Consider the following 21,818-nt stretch of genomic DNA (forward strand, 5'->3'; position numbering starts at 1 on the left):
CAGCTGCCACTTTATCCGACATCTGCTTTCTCTCAATCTTATCTATTCTCTATTTGCTTTTCCAGATCTACTTTATGATATATCTTTAGAAGGCCATGGTCAATTCCCTTTTCCTGCCTTTTCGGCTGAGGTTTCGTATAGCTGATCTCCCAGAAAGGGCCTCCGGCATCCGCGCCTTCTTTCCCCTGGCTTACGACCTTCTTTAACGACCATGTCTCGGCTGTATTGGCACGGCTGCCCACATCGGCAACCCTCACCTTATCTTTTCCGACCATCCTGGTCAAAACGATAAAATGTCCGTTTTTTGTGAAATCTCCGGGGCCTACCAGAGCAACCACCGGATGTCCGTTTTTCAAAGCCCTTTTTATAGCATGATAGTCGGTACCCAGACCTTTGCAGTCCAGTCCGTATTCTTGCGCCAGCCCTGGAATCACCTGATGGACACATCCCTGTCCGTTGATATACCAGCCCTTTTTATAGGCAATTTTGCACATCTTCGGCACACTCACTTTCTTCCCCGTCAGTGAACTGTAACAGACTGCAATGCAGGTCGGCCCGCAGCCTGCAGCCTTGATCGTGCTCTTCCCGATTTTTTCTCCGGGATAATCTGCCTGATTATAATAAACTACATTAAGTTCTTTTTTGTCTCCCTCTGCTGCCGGTACATTTGTCACCTGAAATAGCATGCCTAACATAACACAGCACATCAGTGTGCATACGATGCGTTTCAATTTCAGAATCTTCATTCCCTGTTTCCCTCCGATTCTTTGCGCATTTTTCTCCACAATTCGAAGTATAACAAGGTTTATTCCAAGAAGCAAGTATTATTTTTAATAATTTTGTAATAATTTCGTGAAATTTCTTCGAAATCCTTTGTCTTTTATTGTCAGACAGCTGTCTTTCTCCGAAAAACCATCCTAATGTAAATCAATCTGTTTTTGCGCCCAGAAACGTGGCCCGCTGCACCGCGTCTCTTCCATACTTACTCCTGATGGCATCAATGGACTGATCCAGTTTGCGGAGTTTCTCTTTTTTCTGATCACCGAAGAGATCCATCTGTGAGAATTCTTCACTTGATATGTCTGAAGCCCGGAGCCCGATCAGACGGACAGAAACACCCCGGAAACATTCTCTGTACAGTTTCTTTGCCGTCTGGACAATCTCATCGGTGATATCCGTGGGCACAGAAAGTTTTCTCTGATGGGAACTCCGTCGGAAATGACAGTCTTTGATCTCCACCGTGATGCATGAAGTCTTAACGCGGTCCGCCCTGAGCCTGGAGGCAACAGACTCTGCCAAAGATAATAAAACCACATCCGACTCCTCTAAAGAATCAACATCTGAGGGTAAAGTAACACTGTTGCCGTACCCCTTGCTGTCCGCCTGTCCGGCTTCAACGGGAGCCCTGTCAATGCCGTTGGCATATTCATAGATCAACATGCCGTGCTTATTTCCTATATGGGACTTCAACAGTTCCGGATTCATATGTGCCAGTTCACCAATGGTCCGAATGCCCAGGTTGTGAAGCTTCTTTTTTGTGGCAGGACCGACAGAAAACAAATTCTCCACAGGCAGGGGCCACATTTTTGCCGATATTTCTTCCTGAAACAAGGTATGCACTTTATTTGGCTTCTCAAAATCGGATGCCATCTTGGCCAGCAGTTTATTCGGCGCCACGCCGATATTGACCGTAAAACCAAGCTTTTCATAAATACGGTCTTTCAGCAGACAGGCCGCCTCATAAGGACTCTCGTACTGCCCCGCCGTCTCGGTCATATCCAAAAACACCTCATCAATACTGAATTTCTCAAGAACCGGTGAAAACTCCAGCGCCTCTTTTAAAAAAGCTTCGGAGAACTTTTCATATAGCCCGTGACAGGGAGGACGAATAATAAGATCCGGACATTTGCTCAATGCTTCTCTGACGGTCTCTGCCGTCTGAATACCCTTTTTCCTGGCCGGTATGGAAGCCGCCAGCACGATCCCGCGGCGCCTGGATTCGTCCCCGCCAATGATCGAAGGTACTTCCCTCAGGTCCACCTCATCTTTTCTTACGGAAATCCCATAGACCGCTTCCCAGCTCAGATAAGCAGAATTGACATCAATATGAAAAATCACCCTGGAATTCATTCTCATCTCTCCTTTTACTCACTGTTGAGATTATAGCACATCCAAACATATGTTTTCAACGAAAAAAACTGCTCAGATCATTAATAAAAAAAGACCCTTTGCATTAAACAAAAGATCTTTTTCATCTTATTAATTATAAATGTTTTTCAATCCACAGCAGCGTGTCGTCGATGACTTCTTCTTTCTCCACTTCATTGTAGATTTCATGAAAAAGTTTTGCATATATCTTTAATGTCTTGTCCTCAGAAGCGATATCTCCAAAAAACTCTCTGGAGTCTTTTTCGCTGACCAGTCCGTCGTTGGCCCCGTGAAGGATCAGTACAGGATCGGTGAACTCCCTGCTGTTTTCTTTCAGCCATTCCACTCCCCCGTAAATGCATTTTAAAAGTGCCGCGGAGATCTCCTTCTCCACCAGGGGATCATTGTTGTATGCCTCCAATCATAGCTGGCTTCCTTGTTTGTATTTATTTTAATACAATTCCAAGCCATTGGAAAGGATATTCTTACGCATCTGTGCACAACCCGCGAAGCGTTTTTATTTCACAGGGAAGGTCTCAGAACTTTCCTATGGAATAAGAAAACTTCCCACCTGATAGATAATTACAGCCACGGCCCACGCAAAGACCATCTGGAAAGCGACCAGCCCCAGCGTCCACCGGGTGGACCCTGTCTCTTTTCTAATGGTCATGACGGTTGCAAGACAAGGCGTATACAAAAGACAGAACACCAGCAGACAGTAAGCATTAAGCGAGGTGAATCCCATTCCGGACAGCATCTGAAGAATATTTGCGTCTGAAGAAGAGGATACCTGAAACAGGACCATAAAGCTTGAGGCCACCACTTCCTTGGCGGCCAGCCCTGAAATCAGCATGACTGCGATCTGCCAGAGACCAAGACCTGCGGGGGCCAGCAGCGGAACTAAAAATTTTCCGAAAGAAGCGCCAAAGCTCTGACTCATATCGCCGACAAGTCCGGTCTGATTCATGTTGAGCAGCACCCACATGACAATGGATGCGGCACAGATTGTCGTTCCCGCCTTTGAGAGGAAATCTTTCAGCTTGCTCCATACATAGATGGCAATGGTCCGCTTATTTGGTGTCTTATATTCCGGCAGTTCAATCAGGAGCGGCTGTTTTACACTGCCCTTCAGCATCCTGCTGTGGACAAACGCCACAAAAATCCCCAGAACCAGTCCCAAAATATACATGGAATAAGCCACTAACATGGCTGCTTTTCCAAAAAACAGCTGGGAAAACACGAGATAAATAGGAAGCTTTGCGCTGCATGACATAAACGGGATCAGCATAATCGTCCTCTTCCGGTCCCTTTCATCTTCCAGAGCCCTTGATGCCATAACTGCCGGCACACTGCAGCCAAATCCCAGAAGCATCGGGATAAACGCTCTTCCGGAGAGTCCAAGCCTGTCCATGACACTGTCCATGACAAATGCGACTCTGGACATATATCCGCTGTCTTCCAGTAATCCCAGGCTCAAAAACAGAATAAAGATATTCGGTACAAAAGACAGTACGCCTCCCACTCCGGCAAATACTCCGTCCTTCATGAGGGAGATCACCCACGGTCCCGCTCCCAGACTTTCAAGTCCGCCTATTATGTACCCGCTGACATAGTCGATCATCATCTCGACATATCCTTTTAAGAAATCTCCCACGGTAAATGTCAGGAAAAACACCACGGCCATAATGCCAAGAAATATAGGAATTCCCAGGACCGGATGTGTCAGGACATTGTCGATCTTATCGGTAAACGCTTCCTTCTTTTCTTTGTTGACCAGAACTTCAGCCATAACCCGTTCGATAAAGTGATATTTTTCATTGATAATATCATTCTCGTAGGACCTGTCCACGATCCCTTTCACGAGAGTTCCGTACTTTTGTGTAACTTCCTCGTCCTGTTCGAGAAGTTTTATGGCATACCACCGGCTGTTCTGCATATCCGGATATTTCTCCTTCAGCCGCAGCCTGATCTGTGTAATCTTTTCCTCGATCCTGTCCGGATAGTCAAAGACCTGGCGGTCATTTCCCTCCACCTTGTGATGAGCTACCGCATGCATGAGCACTTCCAGTCCGGTCTTTTTCCGGGCTGAAACCGGCACCACCGGAATCCCCAGCACCTCAGGAAGACGGTGAAGGTCCAGCTCCATTCCCCGCTCCTTGACAATATCCATCATATTTAAAGCCAGAATCACAGGCTTTCCAAGCTCGATCAGGCATAAAGTCAAATAAAGATTGCGTTCCAGCGCAGATGCATCTGCCACATCAACGATGACATCCACATCATCCTGAAGAATATATTCCCTGGACAGCTTTTCTTCCATCGTATAGGATGTCAGGCTGTAAATGCCGGGGAGATCCACCAGCCTGTACATGTGATTGTGGTATTTTAAAGCCCCTTCTTTCTTTTCCACCGTGACACCCGGCCAGTTTGCCACTTTGAGCTTGGCCCCGGTGTAGGCATTAAATAACGTAGTCTTTCCGCAGTTCGGATTCCCCACAAATCCGACCTGCAATTCCTCTGCACTCATGATAAATCCCTCTTTCCTGCACGGTCCCCGACCTTGATCCCCATAACAATCTCTCTTCCGAGAGCAAAACGGGTCCCTCTGATCTTAATAATCACAGCCCCGTTGCGCTTTTTCCGCATCACATTGATTTTAGAACCTTCTGTCATGCCGAGAGATTCCAGACGGCGTTTCGTTGCAAGTTCCAGCTGGATTTCTTCTACCAGATACTGTGTACCTGGATTTGTCTCTGTTAATCTCATCTTTCGCTCCATTTTGATAATTGTTCTCAACAAAATAGTACGTCATATAAAGCTCCGTGTCAAGCTTCTTCTTTCTTTTCCATTCTCATCTCAAAAAATGTTGCGGCCACCATAATGAGGACCGTTCCAAGGATCATCAGCGTCGAGAGTGCATTTACGTCCGGCGACACTCCTTTTCTCACCATTCCGAGGATCTTGATCGGAAGTGTCATGCTGTCCGGTCCGGTTGTGAAAAAGCTGACTACTACGTCATCCAGGGACATCGTAAGCGCCAGCATGGCTCCGGATAAAACCCCCGGCAGGATCATCGGCAGCGTAACCCTGCGAAAGATTCTCCAGTCATTTGCCCCGAGGTCTCTTGCCGCCTCCTCCACGGAAGGGTCGAAGCCCGCAAGCCTCGACCGCACTGTGATGACTACAAAAGGCATGGAAAATGTCACATGAGAAATGATCAGGGTAGCCATACTCATCTGTATTTTCACCATCGTAAAAAATGCCAGCACCGCAATACCGAGCACGATCTCCGGGATCACAATAGGAATATACAGCAGATTGCTGACAGTTTCCCGTCCTCTGAATTTAAACCGGTACATGCCTACGGCACACAGTGTCCCAAGAATCACGGAGAGCAGGGTGCTGACGGCCGCTACGATCAGAGTGTTGAAAAACGACTGCATCAGCTGGACATTTTCAAACATCCTTCCATACCACTCAAATGTAAAGCCCTGAAAGGTCACATTGAGCTGGGATGTGTTAAAGGAAAATGCAACGACCACCGCGATCGGCAAATATAAAAACAGATAGAAAAGACATGCATAGCACAGTGCCAAAGGACGGAATCCTATCTTTTTCTTTTTCATTGTTCATTCCTCCTATACCATATCTTCTATACTTCCGACCCGTGTATACAGCTTCATGATAACGATCGTCACTGCGATGAGTGCAATCGCAAGCGCCGCTCCGAGAGGCCAGTTTCTCGCAGTCAGGAATTGGTTCTTGATCACATTTCCAATGTTCATCGTGGTGGCCCCTCCCATCATATCCGTGATAAAGAAGTATCCCAGAGACGGAATGAAGGTCTGAACCGATGCCGCAAAAATCCCGGGCATCGTGAGAGGAAGTATGACTTTTCGGAACACATGTACCTTGGATGCCCCCAGATCGCTGGCCGCCTCCAAAAGGGAATGGTCCAGCTTTTCAATGGAAGAATACAGCGGCAGCACCGTAAACGGGATCAGCGCATACACCATTCCCAGCAGGACTGCCCCGTCTGTGTAGAGCATCTGAAGCGGCTGGTTTATGATCCCCAGCTGCATCAGGAGTGTATTTAATATCCCCTGCTCGCGCAGGATACTGTTCCATCCGTAAGTACGGATCAGAGAATTGATCCAGAAGGGCAGCATGATCAGCAGGACACAAAACGGTTTCCATTTTTTCTTTGTATTTGAAATAATATAGGCAAACGGATAGCCGAACAGCAGGCAGAGCCCGGTAGTCTTCAGTGACAGCCACAGAGAATCTAAAAGAATCTTCATATACTTCGACTGGAACATCGTCTTATAGGCTGTCAGATCAAAGGTCTGGATCACGCCCCCATAAAGCCCTTTTTTCATGAAACTGATACCAACGATATACAGAAGAGGCAGCACCAGGAACAAAATAAGCCAGATGATGGCCGGCGATACAGTTGACAGAAACGGAATTTTATTGCTCTTCTTTTTCATTTCCGGCCCCCTCTATAATCTCATAGACCCGGTCTTCCCGCGTGTGCATGACCACAGTTTTTTGGGGAAGCCAGTGAAGGTATACGTTGGTACCCACCGGGATCACTTCATTTTCCGGAGGATTTGTCATCTTGACCAGCTGGCTGCTGGGCAGTTCTATGATGGTCTTTATGGTAGAACCTACAAAAATGTGTTCCATCACAGTCCCTCTCAGAGTAAATCCCTCACGGGGTTCCATGGACGCTTTCATATTTTCCGGCCGTACACACACATAGACCATCTCATCGTATTCAAAATCCGGGGCGTTAAGTTCCACTTTTCCGGATTCCATTACAAGGGAAATCCTGCTTCCCTTCTTTTCCTCAATGTAGGCTTCAAAAATATTGGACTCCCCGATAAAATCAGCTACAAATTTTGTCTTAGGGTGATTGTAGATCTCGACCGGAGTCCCCAGCTGTTCGATCCTTCCCTCATTCATAACCGCGATCCGGTCGCTCATGGTCAGTGCTTCTTCCTGATCGTGGGTCACGTAAATGAACGTAATCTTCAGCTTTTTCTGCAGTTCTTTCAGTTCAAACTGCATCTGCTTTCTCAATTTTAAATCCAGAGCTCCCAGCGGCTCATCCAGAAGAAGCACCTTTGGCCGGTTCACCAGCGCTCTGGCGATGGCGACTCTCTGTTTCTGTCCCCCTGACATCTGAGATGGCATTCTTTTTTCCATACCCTGAAGCTGCACCAATTCAATCATCTCATCAACCCGTTTTTTGATCTCCGCTTTCGGCACCTTTTTTTCCACAAGGCCAAAAGCCACATTGTCAAAAACGTTCATGTGAGGAAACAGCGCATAGCTCTGAAACACCGTGTTCACATCCCGGTGATTTGGCGCTTTGCCCGCCACATCTTTATCTTCCAGAAAAATTTGTCCGCCGTCCGTATCTTCAAAACCTCCGATCATTCGAAGCGTAGTCGTTTTTCCGCAGCCTGACGGACCGAGGAGCGTCAAAAATTCACCCCGGGCCACATTAAGATTCAGATGATCAATGACAGATTTTCCTCCGTAAATTTTTTCTATGTTTCTTAAGCGTACGATGATATTTTTCAACGAAGTTTCCACCACCCTTCTACAAAGTTTCAGCGCCCCGTTCTCCGGTGCGGATGCGCATCACATCGTCCACCGGGGATATAAAGACCCTTCCGTCTCCCACCTGTCCGGTGGCCAGTTCCTCATGGATCGCCCCCAGCAGATCCTCCACGTCTTCTTCCCACACGACAACCATCACGACAACCTTCGGCAGCAGATTGATCTCAAAATTCATTTCCTCAAATTCAGGGATGAAGCCTTCCTGGTATCCGCATCCCATTGCCGTAAATACAGTCATGCCCGAATAGTCTTTCTTTTCCAGTATCTCTTTTAACTTCTCCAGTTTTTCCGGACGGATGATAATATCCAGACGTTTCATCGCTTTCATACTCATTCCTCCCATATATTACTCTGTCTTTAATTTCGTATACAGATCGTCATAGATGCTCGCCGAATCCTTTACATCATCAATATATTCTGCCCTTTTTAACTCTTTCTGATCGACATTTGCACCGGGATTTTTCAGATAGTGGTCATCCAGCAGCTTCTTTGTGCCGTTATTGATACATACACCATAGTACTCATCCAGAACTTTTTTGTAGTTTTCAGGCCGTAAAACATAATCGATAAACAGCCTTGCCTCTTTGGCATGCTTTGCCCCCTTGATGATCACAAAATTGTCCAGACATTTCTGCGCGGGTTCTTTTGTATAGATCACGTCCAGGTCTTTATTCTCCTCAATGGCCATAGCCGCATCCATACTGTACATGAGGCCGACTGCCACGTCATTGGAGATCATTACGCTTTTCGGTGCATCAGCATCATAGACCTTCACATTTTTCGCCAGCTTCTTAAGCCACGGCAGTATGCTCATAATCTCATCTTCCTTTGTGGTACTGGAGCTGTATCCTTTAACTTTCAGCGCCATAGCGGCAATTTCCCTTATATCATCTACAAGCACAATATTATTCTTTAGTTTCGGGTTGGTAAGATCATTAAAACTTTTGATATCCACACCCAGCTCTTTTAATTTTTTTTTGTTTCCACACAGTACTGTAAATGAAGTCATATATGGAATCGTGTATTCATTGTTCTTATCAAATGGCTGGTTCAGCGTGCTTTTGTCCAGATACTTCACATTTTTTATCTGATCCATCTGGATCGGCTCGATCAGGTCCTGTTCTTTCATGGCATCGATCACATAATTGCTGGCGATGGTCATGTCATACTGTCCGGTCCCTCCGGCCGTCAGCTTGGCAAGCATCTCTTCGTTGGACGTAAATGTGGATTCCACAACTTTGATGCCATATTCCTTCTCAAATCCATCCATCACACTCTGCGGGATATATTCTGTCCAATTATACAGGTACAATTTCTTTGCATATCCGTCTTTTGTTTTTTCTTCTTCCTTCCCGCCGCATCCGGCCAGCAAAGATACGGTAAGTGCCATCAGAAGCAGCAGAACTGTTACTTTTGTTTTTCTCATATCACTTCTCCTTTATAATCTTCCATATTTAAAATGCCGTCAGCTTACACTGACGACATTCATTCTTTCTATCCTATTATCTACCATCTTTTTTCATTTGTCTATTATTTTTTAATATAAAATCCGTTTGTTTTTCTCGTAGTCGTATTTCCTGATTTGTCGGTAAACTTCACATAAACGCGGACCCATTTCTTTTTTTTCTTATACGTCACACTGTTTCCTGTTTTCCATTTATACTTTGTATTTTTCTTGCCCTTGGGGACGATCTTATACTGGACTTTGGATTTCCCGCTTGTCCCGTAGGAGGCAGAAAATGTCAGTTTAATGGACTTCTTATACTTCTTGTTATAGCGGTTTTTCGCAGATGTCTTATAAGTCTTGATGCCTGACTTGCTGCCCTTGATCTTTGCACTGGACGGCGCAGAAGTATCGACCGTAAATCCCGGAAGCTTGATGACAGTGGAGCCGAGCCATGTATTGTATTTTACATAAATTCTTCCCACCGATCCGTTCTTTACTGCCACAGAACTTCCGCTGCGGTAAGGAACTGTCCGGTTGTCCACGCCTTTTTTCACAAACTTATACTGGACGCTCTTTACTTTCGTAAACGGCTGAGGCGTCCCTGAAAATTTGACCGTCACATTTTTCTTTTCGTAAAGCTTATAGCTGTTGGCCGCACTGTAAGTCGTCGGCACCAGCTTGTTTTTTCCGTTGGTAGATACGATGACGCTCTTCATCGTCGGTGACGATTTCTTTTTCGGGTTATAATCGCCTGCGTAACTCGGTGCATTTTTCCCTTTTTCTGTCTGGACAGACAGGTTTGTTCCGTCAGAGGATACAATGACCGTACCTCGGTTGCTGGTCAGATAGACATCTGAACCCGCCAATTCATTTAACACCCTTGGAAGAGGTGATTCATTGTCATTGTCATAGCCATTGCTGACTACGGAAATTGATGCATTTGCTTTGTCAAATAAATATTTGTGGTCAGACGGATAATCTTTTCCAATTTTATTGTCTTCTGTCACATCCTGCATGCCGTGATGAGGAACTTTCAGCACCTGAGCCGACAGATTGTACCCTTTTCTCACAATTCCATCTATCGTCTGTCTCTGTGCATCTCCTGTCATAAGAAACGTATTGCTGCCATTGGTAATCTTGCATACAATAGATCTCTTATTAATCTCACGGACATCCAGATTCACTTTTCTTCCATACTGAAATGAAGTTTCATCCACCGGGCCATAGAACTGAAGCCGTACTGTTCCGATATTCGCCACACTTCCCATCTGGGGAACTTCATAAAAATCATCGCCCTTTCCGTTTCTCTCTGCATAGGAATCAATGGCTTCCAATGTTTCTGTATAAAATTCTTTATTGAACTCTTTATTGCTGCCGTCTGCTCCTGAATAAGTAAGATTCCGGTTATTTCCGTATATTTTTTCGACCTCAATATCATCATCCCGAAGGATTCTTCCGAGACCTCCGATGTGATCCCTGTGCGGGTGGGTCAGAAGGATAAATTTAAGCTTTTTGACGCCTTTTTTCCTGAGATAATTATATGCCCAGTCTTCTGTGGTAATCTGCTCGCCTTTTGTTGTTGTATAATAGTCAGCCCCGGTGTCTATCATGGCATACTCCGCACTGCTTCCTTCCCCATATTGAAGCAGCGCTCCATCCCCTGCGCCCACATCTATAAAATGGATCTGAAATTTTTCCGCTGCCCGGACCTGCTTTTTCTGCAGTCCTCCCGCTGTCACTGCAGCCGAGATAACAAATACTGCTGTCAGCAAGTAACTGATACATTTTTTCATGCCCGCTTTCATAATAAACCTCATTTCTTCTTGTCTTCTCTGGTAAACTCCCCCAGAACCTTGAAGCATATCTTGTAAGTAATTTACTCTATTTCAATTTTAACATAACATATTTTTAATATATAATCAATATATCGTCACAATTTCGTAACAAATAAATCTCCCCAAACATCTTCGGAGAGATTTATTTCGTCTATATAAATTCTTAAAAACTTCTGCACAATTCCAGAGTGATATCTTTCATAGAAGTCACCACATGGTCGGCCGATTTGGGAGAAGATGACGCCACCGCCAGGGGAATTCCCTGACCGTGGATTTCCCGGATCAAGTCCAGTGTGCCTTCGACAGGCTCATAGCCTTCTTCCTGGATCCGCTGTTCCCGGATTTCGTGCATGCCCTTCAGACATTCCTCTACAGGAACATCCAGTCCCAGCATTTCTGTTGTTGTCTTCCACATGTGCTCCGATGCGCCGCCGAAAAATTGTTCAAAATATTCTTTGGTAATACTCTTTCCATAGCGCTCCAGAAACTTATTAGCCACAATAAAAAAGCCGGGTTCTGTATCTACGATGACTCCGTCCATGTCGAAAATAACTGCTTCCACTCTATTTCCTCTCCATTTATGTATTTTAATTAAATAATCCTTTCAAAGTAGTTACATTCACGTCTTCCAGGGAATGAACAACTTTGTGTGCCTTTTCATGAGCCGGACTTCCATATTCAGGATTGCTGAAACCGAGAACCTTCATACCTGCCCTGCTGCCTGCCAGAACACCATTGACAGAATCCTCCACCACAGCACAATGTTCCGGATTGATTCCAAGCTGTCCAGCGGCCTTTAAAAAGACTTCAGGATCAGGTTTGGAATGTTCGCAGTCTTCTCCTGTCACTAGCGCACGAAAACAGTCAATGACTCCTAAATTCTCTGTGATCCTTACGATGTGATCCATCGGTGAAGAAGATGCAACCGCTGTCGGAATTCCTTCTTTATGGAGAGAATGGATCAGCTCCAATGCTCCTTTGATCGGGGTAAATCCTTCCTCCTCAACCACTTCTTCATAGATCTCGAAAAAACGCCGAACACAATAATCAACGGTCGTATCCAGGTTTAAATATTCAATGGTATCCGTAAATAACTTTTCCATCGTAGTGCCGAAATACCGGGCATTGTATTCTTCATCCACATATGCATCGAATTCATCCAACAGTCTGAGCAAAGCTTTATAATATCCCGGCTCAGAATCTACAATAACTCCGTCCATATCAAAAATAACTGCTTCTAACATAATTCCCCCCTAAGTACTGCCTTTAACACTTTTAATACACCGTCTTCTTTGTTGGAATCTGTCACAAAATTTGCGGCTTCTTTCACCTCTTCCCTGGCATTGGCTACGGCAAAACTGTGGGCAGCCCGTTTCAGCATCTCAATATCGTTGATATTATCGCCGAAAGCCAGTGTCTCATCCGCAGAAATATTATAATGCTCCTGAAAACGTTTCAAAGAGTTCCCTTTATTTACTCCAAGGTTCATACAGTCTACCCATTTCTCTCCTGCACTCGCAACGTAGATCCTGCCTCCCCATTTATCATAAAAATCTTTTCCTACCGCATCTTCCGCATTCCGGTTGTGGAACACAGACACTTTGCAGACCCCTGCTTCCACTTTGAATAAATCGTCCACCATCACTGCATTGTATCCATAGTCGTCCTTCATATGGCGGTAAAGCATTTCGGAGTCAAAATAGCTGGTCTCCCCATCGTTCAGAGCGCAGGTACATCCGGGAATCTCCTTTGCATCCTCCATTATGCTTTTGACGATGAATGGGTCCATCACATCTACATGTTTATATTCTCTGGATGTGATACAGGCACCATTTTCGGACAGGAAAATAATATCATCTTTGATCGGTTCAAAAAAACGCTCAATGCTTTTTCTCTGACGTCCGCTGGCTGCTACGAACAAAACTCCCCGTTTTCTGAACTCCCGGATCACATCGAAATATTCAGGATTCAGATTCATAGCTGCTTCTTCTACCAGAGTTCCGTCAATATCTGTTGCAATTAGTCTAATCATGGGCATCCTTTCTATGAACAATAGTTGTCGCTGTAAGATGGTATCTGCCATAAACTCCGCAAAACAAAGTGGGCAATCCCACTTCAATGCCCCAGCCCCTCAAGCTTTGAAGGGCTTGACAACTTTGAGCGCCAAATGCGATTTGACGTAGTCAAATAGGTTCCTTTCGCATTTGTGCGCATCATGCCCGGAGGGCTATATTATTCCATAGGAAGGTTCTTAGGACTTTCCTATGGAATAATATAAAAGCCTTGATACCATAGCTAATGCTATCATATCAAGACTCTAAATTCAACGCCGCCGATTATAAATCGTGGGTTATTTTTCTATATCCCTCCAAACATCCGATAAACCCTTTCTCTGTCCCAGGGATCTGGTCTCTGACCGCTTTCTCTCCATGGGCAATGGCAAGCATATTTTCAAGATAGACGGAAAAATTCTCATCCCGTAAAAGCATTTCGTTGATGAATCCGCTTCTCAACAAAAGTTCTCCGGCATGGATGATGGCTTCTAGCCTCCCGGAATGATCGTGTAGGCTGCATTCCCTGTACTTCCCTTTCTATTTCTCTCCCACTTTTTCGATGATACCGGGGTCTCGTACACGTTTTCGGGGTCTCTTAAATGCTCTTCTCCTTTTCCAAAAAACCAGCATGCAATGAGTACTCCGAGTCCCGGTCCCAAGTTGCCTAAGCAATTTAACCTTGGCAAGAATGAATCCTGTCAAAATTTATAGGGACATATTGTTCGTGTACGAAAAAAAAGCCAAAAGTGACGTTCTTGAACAAGGTCCTTTGGCATGATACCATTATGAATTGCTGAAAGGAGGCATTCTAATTGAACAATAAGACTAAAAAGATACTGGCTTCCTGCCAGGAAAGTCTGAAGAAGAATTTCAGATTTGCCACTCTGGATTTTATTTTTATTATTACTTTTGTTACAGTATTCCAGAAAGTATTTGGCATGGAGAATTCCATCGTCGGTGTTATTTTTACCATTATGATGGCATCTTCCATGTTAAAGGATATGACCGCTTCACCGGTAAAACATCTGGCAGGCCAGGCTGCTGTCCTTGCAGCCATGGCTGTCTCTGCCTGTGTTGTAAACACACTGCCCCCTGTGTTTTCATTTCCGCTGAACTTCGGAATGATCTTTCTGATCCTTTATGTTTTTACTTATGAGCATTCCAGCCACCTTTACTTCCCGTACATACTGTCCTATTTGTTCCTGATCTTTATATCACCGATTACACCGGATCTGCTGCCAAAGCGTCTGGCCGCCATGATCACAGGTGCTGTCTGCATCATTCTGTATCAGTTCATTATGGGCCGTAAACGGGTTGTTGAGACCACAAGAGATGCGCTGTCTGATATGATTGATGAGACGTGCAATCTGATCGATTATATGATCACCGGAAAAGGCTCCCCTGACACACCGGAAGACGTGAGAAAAAATCTGTTCCGCTTAAGCCGTATGGTTTATGACCGCCGGAAAAGGATTTTGTGCATTTCAGATGCTGATTTTGCAGTAATTGATTCCGGCCGGGGTATGGAACATCTGTTTCTGATCCTTTCCGGTATGGAACAGCCGCTCTCTGTCTTCCAGACTAAAATGCTTTGCTCCGTCTCCGAAAAGCTCTCTGTCTTCCGGCAGTTTGTCCAGGGACAGATCAAAGAGCTCCCTCCGCTCCTTTGGTCTGAATTTCTGTCTCAGAAAGAGGATTCCAAGGCAAATGAACTATTTGACGGGCTTACCTATCTGCGGGAACATCTCCTCCATATGACGGATCCGGAAAAAAAGACCCGGTACCGGAAGACGATGCTCTCTCTTTCCATCCGCCTTAAGGCCGCCCTGGATATCAGTCCCGTCAGAATCGTATATGCCCTGCGCGTCGGTCTGCTCCTGGCATGTTCATGCTTGTTTGTCCAGTCCATGCATCTTGTTCACGGGAAATGGCTGCTGTTTACCATCGCTTCTGTTTCTCTGCCGTATGCCGACGACATCGGACAGAAGGCAAAGAAAAGGTTTGCCGCCACAGCAGCCGGCGGTCTCCTCAGCCTGCTTTTGTATGCGGCTGTCCCGTCTATGACAGGCCGCACTGCGATTATGATGTTATCCGGGTACCTTTCCTTTTACTTTACAGACTATACCGGTACTTTCGCCTGTTCCACCATTGGTGCTCTGGGCGCCGCCGTCTTTACCGATGTCTTTGGGTGGAGCAGTGTGGGAGAAATGCTGGCAATCCGTCTGGCGTATATAATAGCCGGAATCCTGGTCTCCCTGATCTTCAACCTCGTAATCTTTCCATTCAGCCGGAGACTTGCAACAGAACAGCTTTGGAATAAATATGCCGCAGCTACAAAACTGCTGACACAAATATGCAGGCAGGAGGATACGGATACACAGCTCTATTACAGCCTGATCATCCAGTCCCATCTGCTGGAAGAAAAGCTGGCAAAAAATGCGGATGATGAAGAATGGGAGAAACTGAAGAATATGCTTCCAAAATGCCGTCAAAGAGTGAGAAATGCCCACAGAAAGAAAACCCGCATTCAGACAGTGTAGGCATCAGAAAAGGGACAGCTGCAGATCCGAAGGCGAAGCCTCTGTTTCACAGTGATTTAGCATAGATTTCTCTTTTCCTGTACCTGATCCCAGGCAGATATACTATACCAAAAGAAAAATGTGGGAAGGAGCTGACCATACTGTGATGTCATACAGATACAAGAACAAAAAGGGATTTACCTTAGTGGAACTCATTGTAGTTCTCTTGCTCCTGGCAATACTTCTGGCTCTTTTGATTCCTTCCCTGATCGGCTATATTACAAATGCTCAGAAGAAAGCATGCCTGGTCAACAAAGCAGGGCTTCTGAGGGCTCTCACTGCCAATGAGATCTATGAGCTGGAAGGATCAGGCAAGTACGACACCGCATACCTGAAATCTCTTGCCGAGAAATCCGAATACAAATGCCGGATATGTGGCTGTACGGCGAGAGACATTGTCGGCTTCCGATTCTTTTGACGGAAAACCCCCGTACTTATAACGTGCCCGGAAGAAGCGACAGTGATTGGACGGAGTACACTGGAGTGAAGCAGAGTGAGGATGACAAAAAGAATTATTCAAAGATATATCAGATATTTAAGAACATGTAAAATTAATGCTCCATTACCGCAGGGACGACTCTGAAAAGTCCTCCCTGCGGTAATGGAGCAAAATTATGAAATAACCACAATCTTTTTTCAACAAGCATTATGCCTCTTATTTTTCTTCCGGCTGTTCGTTTTCATCTTTTTTATTATTTTTACTCATAAACTTATGTTTCTCCCTAAAAAATTTTCTGCAGCTGGGAAAATGCTTTTGTTTAGCATCATATGGAATACTGCTTTATTATGTTCTTTTTGTCCCGCTGCTATAATCTGCATATCTTGAAAGTTCTCAGGGATCCCGTCTATAATCTTTTCAACTGATTTTACATCCAAATGCTTTACAAATCTCAACAGTGCAGCTGTACAGTCTGGATTTTCAGCGTTTTCAATGAACCGAAACGGATGAATATTTTTATCGTTTTTTAAGATAAAAAAAGAACCATTGATTTTTTCAATGATTCTTTAAATATCCATTATATTAAAGCCTTTTCATAACAGCATGTTACTTTTTTGTTGACACCAATTCTACACAATTTTCCTACAGATCGTAAGGGGTTGCCTGATAAACGTAATAATTCAGCCAATTATAATACATGGCATTGGCATGGCATCTCCACGACTTTACAGGCCCCTTTTTCGGGTCGTCATCCAGGTAATAGTTTTTCGGTATCTCAGGGTTTAATCCGCGGTTTATATCCCTTATATATTCCTGATGCAGAGACATGACATCGTACTCCGGATGCCCTGTGACGAAGATCTGGCTCCCGGTCTCGTTTAAAATCAGATATGGCCCCGTCTCCTCGGATTCCGCCACAACCGTCAGCTCCCTGCACTGTTTGATAGCCTCGCCGTCCACACCGGTATTTCTGGAATGAGGGACAAAAAAGTAGTCGTCAAACCCTCTTACCAGCAGAGTCTTTTTGTGAAGCGGATAGTGCCGGTACACACCGGAAATCTTTTGGTCCAGAACGTTTTTCTTAACCCCATAGTGATAGTAAAGCCCTGCCTGGGCAGCCCAGCAGATATGTAAGGTGGAAGTGACATTCTCTTTCGTCCATTCCATGATCTCCTCCACTTCCTTCCAGTAATCCACTTCTTCAAATTCTTTCAGCTCCACGGGAGCACCGGTTATGATCATTCCGTCAAATTTTTTGTCCCGTACCTCATCAAAGTACACATAAAATTTCTCCATGTGGGATTCCGGCACATGAGTGGGCTCATAAGAGGCTGTCTTTAAAAATGTAATATCGATCTGCAGCGGAGTGTTGGAGAGACTCCGGAGCAAATGCAGCTCTGTATCCAGCTTATTCGGCATCAGATTCAGGATCGCAATCCTAAGCGGCCGGATATCCTGCGTCACCGCCCGGTCTATATCCATCACAAAGACATTTTCCTCCTCCAGGATGGCCCTGGCCGGCAGGTCTGTATCAATTCTAATCGGCATATTTACACGCTCCTTTGTTCTCTACTTTTTCTTCTTTTTAATTACGAAACCTTTTGTCTTTACAATCGTGCTTCCGGAAGTAGTATTGTATTTTATGTAAAGACATCCTTTAAATCCTTTTTTTACCCTGACCTTCTTTCCGGTCTTCCATCGGTATTTGGCACTGCTTTTCCCCTTTTTGACCAGCTTGTACTGGACATTCTTAGTCCTTGTAAATGACTGGGGTGTGGCCTTAATTGAGATTTTCAAAGGTTTCTTTTCTTTGACCTTATACTTGTTTTTCGCATTGACTGACACGATAGACAGTTTTTTCTTCCCGCTGGACTTCACCGACATCTTTTTCAGGAGCAGTGATGACTTCTTGGAAGAAACATAAGTGCTGGCCCTGGCCGGCTCATTTTTATTTCTGGATGTGCTGACGCTCAGCCTGCTTCCATTGGAAGTAACGATAATATTGCCATTGTCGCCCGTAGTATAAATATTAGACTTGGCAAGTTCCCTCGTGATCAGACCGGACGGCACTCTGTCCTTATTTCGGTATCCATTGCTGATAATCGATATGGCCGGCTGTACTTTGTCAAAAAATTTCTTGTGATTCGATGAAAACTTCCCTTTCGCATCTTTATTGCGCACATCCTCATATCCGTGGTGCGGCACCTTCAGAACCTGGGATTTGAGTTTAAGTCTCTGGTTTATCATATCGTACTCGGACTCCTGCTGAGTATCCCCGGTCATCAGAAATGAATTTTTTCCATAAGTAATTCTGCATACAAGGGAAAATTTATTGACCTGCCTGGAATTAAAATCAACTTCCCGCCCATATTTAAAATTGGTCCGTCCCGGTGAATAAAATGTAAGCTTTGCGTTTCCAAGATATATGGATAATTTCATCCGCGGTACAACAACCGGTATTCCCCGCTTCTCTATCAGTTTATTGACGGCGCGGTAGATTTTTGAGCTGTAAATATCATCCTCGCCCGAATAATGATAATAAACCGGCTGCCGGGTCGCATAGACCCTTCCCACAGAGATCGATCTGTCCTCCAGTATGGAAATAAATCCTCCGATGTGGTCCTTGTGCGGATGAGTCATGATGACAAATTCCAGCCTGCGGATTTTATATTTCTTTAAGTAATTATGTACTCTACGGCTGACATCTATGGTTTTTCCTCCCAGAAGCTGTGTCGTCTGAGGACCTGCATCGATCAGTGCATACTTTGCGTTCTTTCCTGATCCATACTGAAGCAGGGCACCGTCTCCGGTGCCTACCTCGATAAAATGCACTTTAAATGCAGCTGCCGCTTCTGCCTGTTTCTCATTTCCCATCCATACGGCCGCAGATGTCATGACCATCACCGCCGCCAGCATCCATGAAATTAACCTTCGTTTCATTTTCATCATTCCTTACTTTATCATGTCCATAAATTCCTCTTCTGTTATGATCGGTATGGAAAGCTCCATGGCCTTTTTGTTTTTGGATGAAGTGGAATTTTTATTGTTGTTGATTAAATAGTCTGTTTTTTTCGTCACGGAGCCGGTCGCTTTTCCTCCCAGCAGTTCGATCTGCTCCTGGAGCTGCTTTCGGTTTTCGTAGTGCTCTAAAGAACCGGTGATGACAAAAGTCTTGCCGTCCAATATTTTCTCTATCTTTTCGGGCTGCTTCTTCTCAATCTCCACGTACTGAAGCAGTCCATCCACAGTCTGCCTGTTGTTTTCCAGACGGAAGTATCCGCTGACAGCATCACCGATGACCGGTCCGATACCGTCAATGACTGTGAAATCATCGGCATCCGCATTTCTGATGGCATCCAGGTCATCCTCAAAGTACCGGCAGATCAGCTTTGCATTGGACAGACCTACATTGGCGATGCCAAGGCTGTACAAGAACTTAGGAAGTGTCACTTTTCTGGCTCTTTCAACGGCATCCACCAGGTTATGAAAGGACTTCTCCCCAAAGCCTTCCATCTCTATAATCTCTTCCATGTGATCTTTCAGGGTAAATAAATCGTACAGTTCGTTTAAAAGACCCTTGTTCATCATCTTATGCAGAGATGCCTCTGAAAGTCCGTCCACGTTCATTGCATCCCTGGATACAAAGTGCGAAAACAGCTTAATCTTTTTAGCACTGCAGAATTGATTCGGACAGACCAGGGTGCGGATCCCGTTTTCTTCCTCGATTTCCGTCTTTCCTCCGCAGGCCGGACAGGTATCCGGGATCGGTGCATCGCCGCTTCTGGTCTGATTTTCTGCCAGCTGTGGAATGATCATATTGGCCTTATATACGGAAATCTGATCTCCTACGCCAAGTTCCAGTTCTTCCATCACGCTGATATTATGGAGACTTGCCCTGCTGACCGTAGACCCCTCTAATTCCACAGGATCAAAGATCGCTACAGGATTGATCAGTCCTGTCCTGGACGGGCTCCATTCGATCTCTTTCAGTGTAGTCTCCGCAATCTCATCCGCCCATTTAAAAGCGATGGAATCCCTCGGAAATTTGGCTGTCGTCCCAAGGCTCCTGCCGTATGCAATATCATCATAGATCAGCACCAGTCCGTCGGAAGGCTGATCATTGGTCTCAATGGCCTGCGAGAAGCGTTCCACTTCCTCTGCCACCGTATCTTTCGTCACTGCCACATAATCCACGATATCAAAGCCAAGAGATCTTGCCCAGATGAATTTCTCTTCTACAGAATTATGAAAATCCACATCCGGAACATCCCCCACGGAAAAACCATAAAAGCGGACATTCCGTTTGGCTGTCACTTCATTGTTCAGCTGCCTGACAGAACCGCTGCAAAGATTCCTCGGATTTTTATATCTGCTGTCCAGGTCTTCCATCTCTTCGTTCATCCGCTCAAAATCAGAATAATGGATCACGGCTTCTCCCCGGATTACAAGGGTTCCTTTGTATGCGAGCTTTTTGGGCAGATTTACAAATACCTTTGCATTATTTGTGACGACCTCTCCCACTTCCCCGTTTCCCCGGGTCACGGCTTTTAAAAGTACGCCGTCCTGGTACGTAAGGACAATGGTAAGCCCGTCCAATTTCCATGACAAAAGGCCCTTTTGGTCTCCCAGCCATTCTTCCAGCTGTCCCACCTCTTTTGTCTTGTCCAGGGAAAGCATCGGGGAGGAATGGGGTTCTTTTTCCAGTGAAGTTAAAAGCTCATATCCCACATGGACAGACGGGCTGTTGGCCAGCACCGTATCTGTCTCTTTCTCCAGCTCCAAAAGTTCATCATAAAGCTTGTCATATTCAAAATTACTCATGAGCTCTCTGTTTTCCTGATAATAGGCTTTGGATGCCTCACTCAGGATATGGATCAGCTCTTTCATTCGGTCAAACTTATCTTTCACGGATCAGTTCCTCTTTTAACTTTTTTATTTCCTCCGGCGTAAGCTTCCGGTAGGATCCTTCTTTCAAATTGCCGAGCCTGATATTCATGACCCGGACTCTTCTTAGTTTGGTAACCCTGTATCCAAAATATTCACACATTCTGCGGATCTGCCGGTTTAAGCCCTGGGTCAGGATGATCCTGAAGTTCTCGGGACCTTCTTTTTTGACCGCACATTTCCTTGTGACTGTGTCAAGCTCTGAAAGGGGCACACCGTTTCTCATTCCCTGGATAAAGTCATTGGTGATCCTTTTGCTGACTTTCACTTCATATTCCTTTTCGTGATAATTCCTGGCCTTCATAATCTCATTGGCGGCTTCCCCGTCATTGGTCAGCAGTATCAGCCCCTGGGAATCCTTGTCCAGCCGTCCCACCGGATAGATCCTGGAGGGATATCCGATGGCATCGATGATGTTATCCGGTTCCTCTTTGCTGGATGTACATACGATCCCTTTCGGTTTATTGTAGGCCAGATATACGGTCTGACTGCTGATCCGAACCGGTTTCCCCTCAAAACAGACCTCCTGGTCTTCAAAAACCTTCGTCCCCGGCAAAGCCGTCTTACCGTCCACCGTCACCTTGCCCTGCTCTACATAAAAATCAGCCTGCCTTCTGGAACACAGGCCTGCCTGACTTAAAAACTTATTAATCCTCACGGCGGAGTTTTCATTCCGTCTCTCTTCCTTCATCGTTTCTCCCATATCCTTAAAAATGTCATACTTAATAATTGTATCACGAT

The 21,818-nt window shown here is 45.2% G+C and carries 22 protein-coding genes; 2 read left to right on the forward strand and 20 right to left on the reverse strand.

From position 1 onward, the window contains the following. Positions 1-38: 38 nt before the first annotated feature. The 16 genes from QGT46_RS00650 to QGT46_RS00725 all read right to left on the reverse strand — a co-directional run bounded on the left by QGT46_RS00650 (position 39) and on the right by QGT46_RS00725 (position 13,801). Positions 39-746 carry a C39 family peptidase gene (locus QGT46_RS00650; protein WP_301589088.1) on the reverse strand — a complete coding sequence of 236 codons (708 nt, stop codon included), beginning with the start codon at positions 744-746 and terminating at the stop codon, positions 39-41. A 181-nt stretch (positions 747-927) separates the two neighbouring features. Then, positions 928-2,130, reverse strand: coding sequence for a DNA polymerase Y family protein (locus QGT46_RS00655; RefSeq protein WP_148458919.1), 1,203 nt, complete (start codon positions 2,128-2,130; stop codon positions 928-930). Between the two features lie 133 nt (positions 2,131-2,263). Then, positions 2,264-2,569 carry a serine aminopeptidase domain-containing protein gene (locus QGT46_RS00660; RefSeq protein WP_301589090.1) on the reverse strand — a complete coding sequence of 102 codons (306 nt, stop codon included), beginning with the start codon at positions 2,567-2,569 and terminating at the stop codon, positions 2,264-2,266. 126 nt (positions 2,570-2,695) lie between these two features. After that, the gene (gene feoB, locus QGT46_RS00665) at positions 2,696-4,675 is read right to left on the reverse strand and encodes a ferrous iron transport protein B (protein ID WP_148458920.1); all 1,980 of its coding nucleotides are present in this window, start codon (positions 4,673-4,675) and stop codon (positions 2,696-2,698) included. Continuing rightward, positions 4,672-4,914: a FeoA family protein gene (locus QGT46_RS00670; protein WP_148458921.1), complete on the reverse strand. Its 243-nt coding sequence runs from the start codon at positions 4,912-4,914 to the stop codon at positions 4,672-4,674. Before QGT46_RS00670 ends, feoB begins: the two co-directional genes overlap by 4 nt. A gap of 59 nt (positions 4,915-4,973) precedes the next feature. Beyond that, positions 4,974-5,774: an ABC transporter permease gene (locus tag QGT46_RS00675; protein WP_148458922.1), complete on the reverse strand. Its 801-nt coding sequence runs from the start codon at positions 5,772-5,774 to the stop codon at positions 4,974-4,976. Between the two features lie 12 nt (positions 5,775-5,786). Further along, complete coding sequence (locus QGT46_RS00680) at positions 5,787-6,638, reverse strand: ABC transporter permease (protein WP_024728285.1); 852 nt, start codon at positions 6,636-6,638, stop codon at positions 5,787-5,789. Then, positions 6,619-7,740 (reverse strand): ABC transporter ATP-binding protein, encoded by a 1,122-nt coding sequence (locus QGT46_RS00685; RefSeq protein WP_148458923.1) that lies wholly within the window; start codon positions 7,738-7,740, stop codon positions 6,619-6,621. The genes QGT46_RS00680 and QGT46_RS00685 overlap by 20 nt, the downstream gene beginning before the upstream one ends. 19 nt (positions 7,741-7,759) lie before the next feature. After that, positions 7,760-8,107: a P-II family nitrogen regulator gene (locus QGT46_RS00690; RefSeq protein WP_009288959.1), complete on the reverse strand. Its 348-nt coding sequence runs from the start codon at positions 8,105-8,107 to the stop codon at positions 7,760-7,762. 18 nt (positions 8,108-8,125) lie between these two features. Beyond that, positions 8,126-9,205 carry a polyamine ABC transporter substrate-binding protein gene (locus QGT46_RS00695; protein WP_148458924.1) on the reverse strand — a complete coding sequence of 360 codons (1,080 nt, stop codon included), beginning with the start codon at positions 9,203-9,205 and terminating at the stop codon, positions 8,126-8,128. 104 nt (positions 9,206-9,309) lie between these two features. Next, on the reverse strand, positions 9,310-11,031 hold the full coding sequence (locus QGT46_RS00700; protein WP_148458925.1) for a ComEC/Rec2 family competence protein: 1,722 nt from the start codon (positions 11,029-11,031) through the stop codon (positions 9,310-9,312). Between the two features lie 193 nt (positions 11,032-11,224). Next, positions 11,225-11,623: an HAD family hydrolase gene (locus tag QGT46_RS00705; RefSeq protein WP_148458926.1), complete on the reverse strand. Its 399-nt coding sequence runs from the start codon at positions 11,621-11,623 to the stop codon at positions 11,225-11,227. Between the two features lie 25 nt (positions 11,624-11,648). Further along, on the reverse strand, positions 11,649-12,305 hold the full coding sequence (locus QGT46_RS00710) for an HAD family hydrolase (protein WP_024728291.1): 657 nt from the start codon (positions 12,303-12,305) through the stop codon (positions 11,649-11,651). After that, on the reverse strand, positions 12,299-13,093 hold the full coding sequence (locus QGT46_RS00715) for a Cof-type HAD-IIB family hydrolase (protein WP_024728292.1): 795 nt from the start codon (positions 13,091-13,093) through the stop codon (positions 12,299-12,301). The genes QGT46_RS00710 and QGT46_RS00715 overlap by 7 nt, the downstream gene beginning before the upstream one ends. A 304-nt stretch (positions 13,094-13,397) precedes the next feature. After that, positions 13,398-13,574 carry a hypothetical protein gene (locus QGT46_RS00720; protein ID WP_301589106.1) on the reverse strand — a complete coding sequence of 59 codons (177 nt, stop codon included), beginning with the start codon at positions 13,572-13,574 and terminating at the stop codon, positions 13,398-13,400. Positions 13,575-13,603: 29 nt separating this feature from the next. Beyond that, positions 13,604-13,801: a hypothetical protein gene (locus QGT46_RS00725; protein ID WP_301589108.1), complete on the reverse strand. Its 198-nt coding sequence runs from the start codon at positions 13,799-13,801 to the stop codon at positions 13,604-13,606. 126 nt (positions 13,802-13,927) lie between these two features. Here QGT46_RS00725 and QGT46_RS00730 point away from each other — a divergent pair, with 126 nt between their 5' ends. Next, the gene (locus tag QGT46_RS00730; RefSeq protein WP_148458927.1) at positions 13,928-15,655 is read left to right on the forward strand and encodes an FUSC family protein; all 1,728 of its coding nucleotides are present in this window, start codon (positions 13,928-13,930) and stop codon (positions 15,653-15,655) included. 145 nt (positions 15,656-15,800) lie between these two features. Then, positions 15,801-16,112, forward strand: coding sequence for a prepilin-type N-terminal cleavage/methylation domain-containing protein (locus tag QGT46_RS00735; protein ID WP_270431114.1), 312 nt, complete (start codon positions 15,801-15,803; stop codon positions 16,110-16,112). A 663-nt stretch (positions 16,113-16,775) separates the two neighbouring features. On the opposite strand, the gene QGT46_RS00740 is transcribed toward QGT46_RS00735, so the two are convergent. The 4 genes from QGT46_RS00740 to QGT46_RS00755 are packed head-to-tail and all read right to left on the reverse strand — an operon-like array spanning position 16,776 to position 21,780. Continuing rightward, positions 16,776-17,681: a homoserine O-succinyltransferase gene (locus QGT46_RS00740; protein WP_024728298.1), complete on the reverse strand. Its 906-nt coding sequence runs from the start codon at positions 17,679-17,681 to the stop codon at positions 16,776-16,778. A gap of 21 nt (positions 17,682-17,702) precedes the next feature. Then, entirely contained in the window at positions 17,703-19,073 is a 1,371-nt protein-coding gene (locus QGT46_RS00745) for a ComEC/Rec2 family competence protein (protein WP_301589111.1), read from the reverse strand. A 12-nt stretch (positions 19,074-19,085) separates the two neighbouring features. Next, positions 19,086-21,041, reverse strand: a complete 1,956-nt coding sequence (ligA, locus tag QGT46_RS00750) for an NAD-dependent DNA ligase LigA (protein ID WP_330655686.1) — start codon at positions 21,039-21,041, stop codon at positions 19,086-19,088. Continuing rightward, entirely contained in the window at positions 21,031-21,780 is a 750-nt protein-coding gene (locus QGT46_RS00755) for a pseudouridine synthase (protein WP_148458929.1), read from the reverse strand. The genes ligA and QGT46_RS00755 overlap by 11 nt, the downstream gene beginning before the upstream one ends. Positions 21,781-21,818 lie beyond the last annotated feature (38 nt).

Source organism: Anaerostipes faecis, assembly GCF_910574135.1.
GTDB classification, from domain to species: Bacteria; Bacillota; Clostridia; order Lachnospirales; family Lachnospiraceae; genus Anaerostipes; species Anaerostipes hominis.

Bases quoted from the DNA above. Each gene is read 5' to 3' on its own strand.
- QGT46_RS00670 (WP_148458921.1), bottom strand. From the start codon at position 4,914: ATGAGATTAACAGAGACAAATCCAGGTACACAGTATCTGGTAGAAGAA.
- QGT46_RS00690 (WP_009288959.1), bottom strand. From the start codon at position 8,107: ATGAAAGCGATGAAACGTCTGGATATTATCATCCGTCCGGAAAAACTG.
- QGT46_RS00745 (WP_301589111.1), bottom strand. From the start codon at position 19,073: ATGAAACGAAGGTTAATTTCATGGATGCTGGCGGCGGTGATGGTCATG.
- feoB (WP_148458920.1), bottom strand. From the start codon at position 4,675: ATGAGTGCAGAGGAATTGCAGGTCGGATTTGTGGGGAATCCGAACTGC.
- QGT46_RS00675 (WP_148458922.1), bottom strand. From the start codon at position 5,774: ATGAAAAAGAAAAAGATAGGATTCCGTCCTTTGGCACTGTGCTATGCA.
- QGT46_RS00695 (WP_148458924.1), bottom strand. From the start codon at position 9,205: ATGAGAAAAACAAAAGTAACAGTTCTGCTGCTTCTGATGGCACTTACC.
- QGT46_RS00755 (WP_148458929.1), bottom strand. From the start codon at position 21,780: ATGGGAGAAACGATGAAGGAAGAGAGACGGAATGAAAACTCCGCCGTG.
- QGT46_RS00680 (WP_024728285.1), bottom strand. From the start codon at position 6,638: ATGAAAAAGAAGAGCAATAAAATTCCGTTTCTGTCAACTGTATCGCCG.
- QGT46_RS00735 (WP_270431114.1), top strand. From the start codon at position 15,801: ATGTCATACAGATACAAGAACAAAAAGGGATTTACCTTAGTGGAACTC.
- QGT46_RS00655 (WP_148458919.1), bottom strand. From the start codon at position 2,130: ATGAATTCCAGGGTGATTTTTCATATTGATGTCAATTCTGCTTATCTG.
- QGT46_RS00700 (WP_148458925.1), bottom strand. From the start codon at position 11,031: ATGAAAGCGGGCATGAAAAAATGTATCAGTTACTTGCTGACAGCAGTA.
- QGT46_RS00715 (WP_024728292.1), bottom strand. From the start codon at position 13,093: ATGATTAGACTAATTGCAACAGATATTGACGGAACTCTGGTAGAAGAA.
- QGT46_RS00710 (WP_024728291.1), bottom strand. From the start codon at position 12,305: ATGTTAGAAGCAGTTATTTTTGATATGGACGGAGTTATTGTAGATTCT.
- QGT46_RS00740 (WP_024728298.1), bottom strand. From the start codon at position 17,681: ATGCCGATTAGAATTGATACAGACCTGCCGGCCAGGGCCATCCTGGAG.
- QGT46_RS00650 (WP_301589088.1), bottom strand. From the start codon at position 746: ATGAAGATTCTGAAATTGAAACGCATCGTATGCACACTGATGTGCTGT.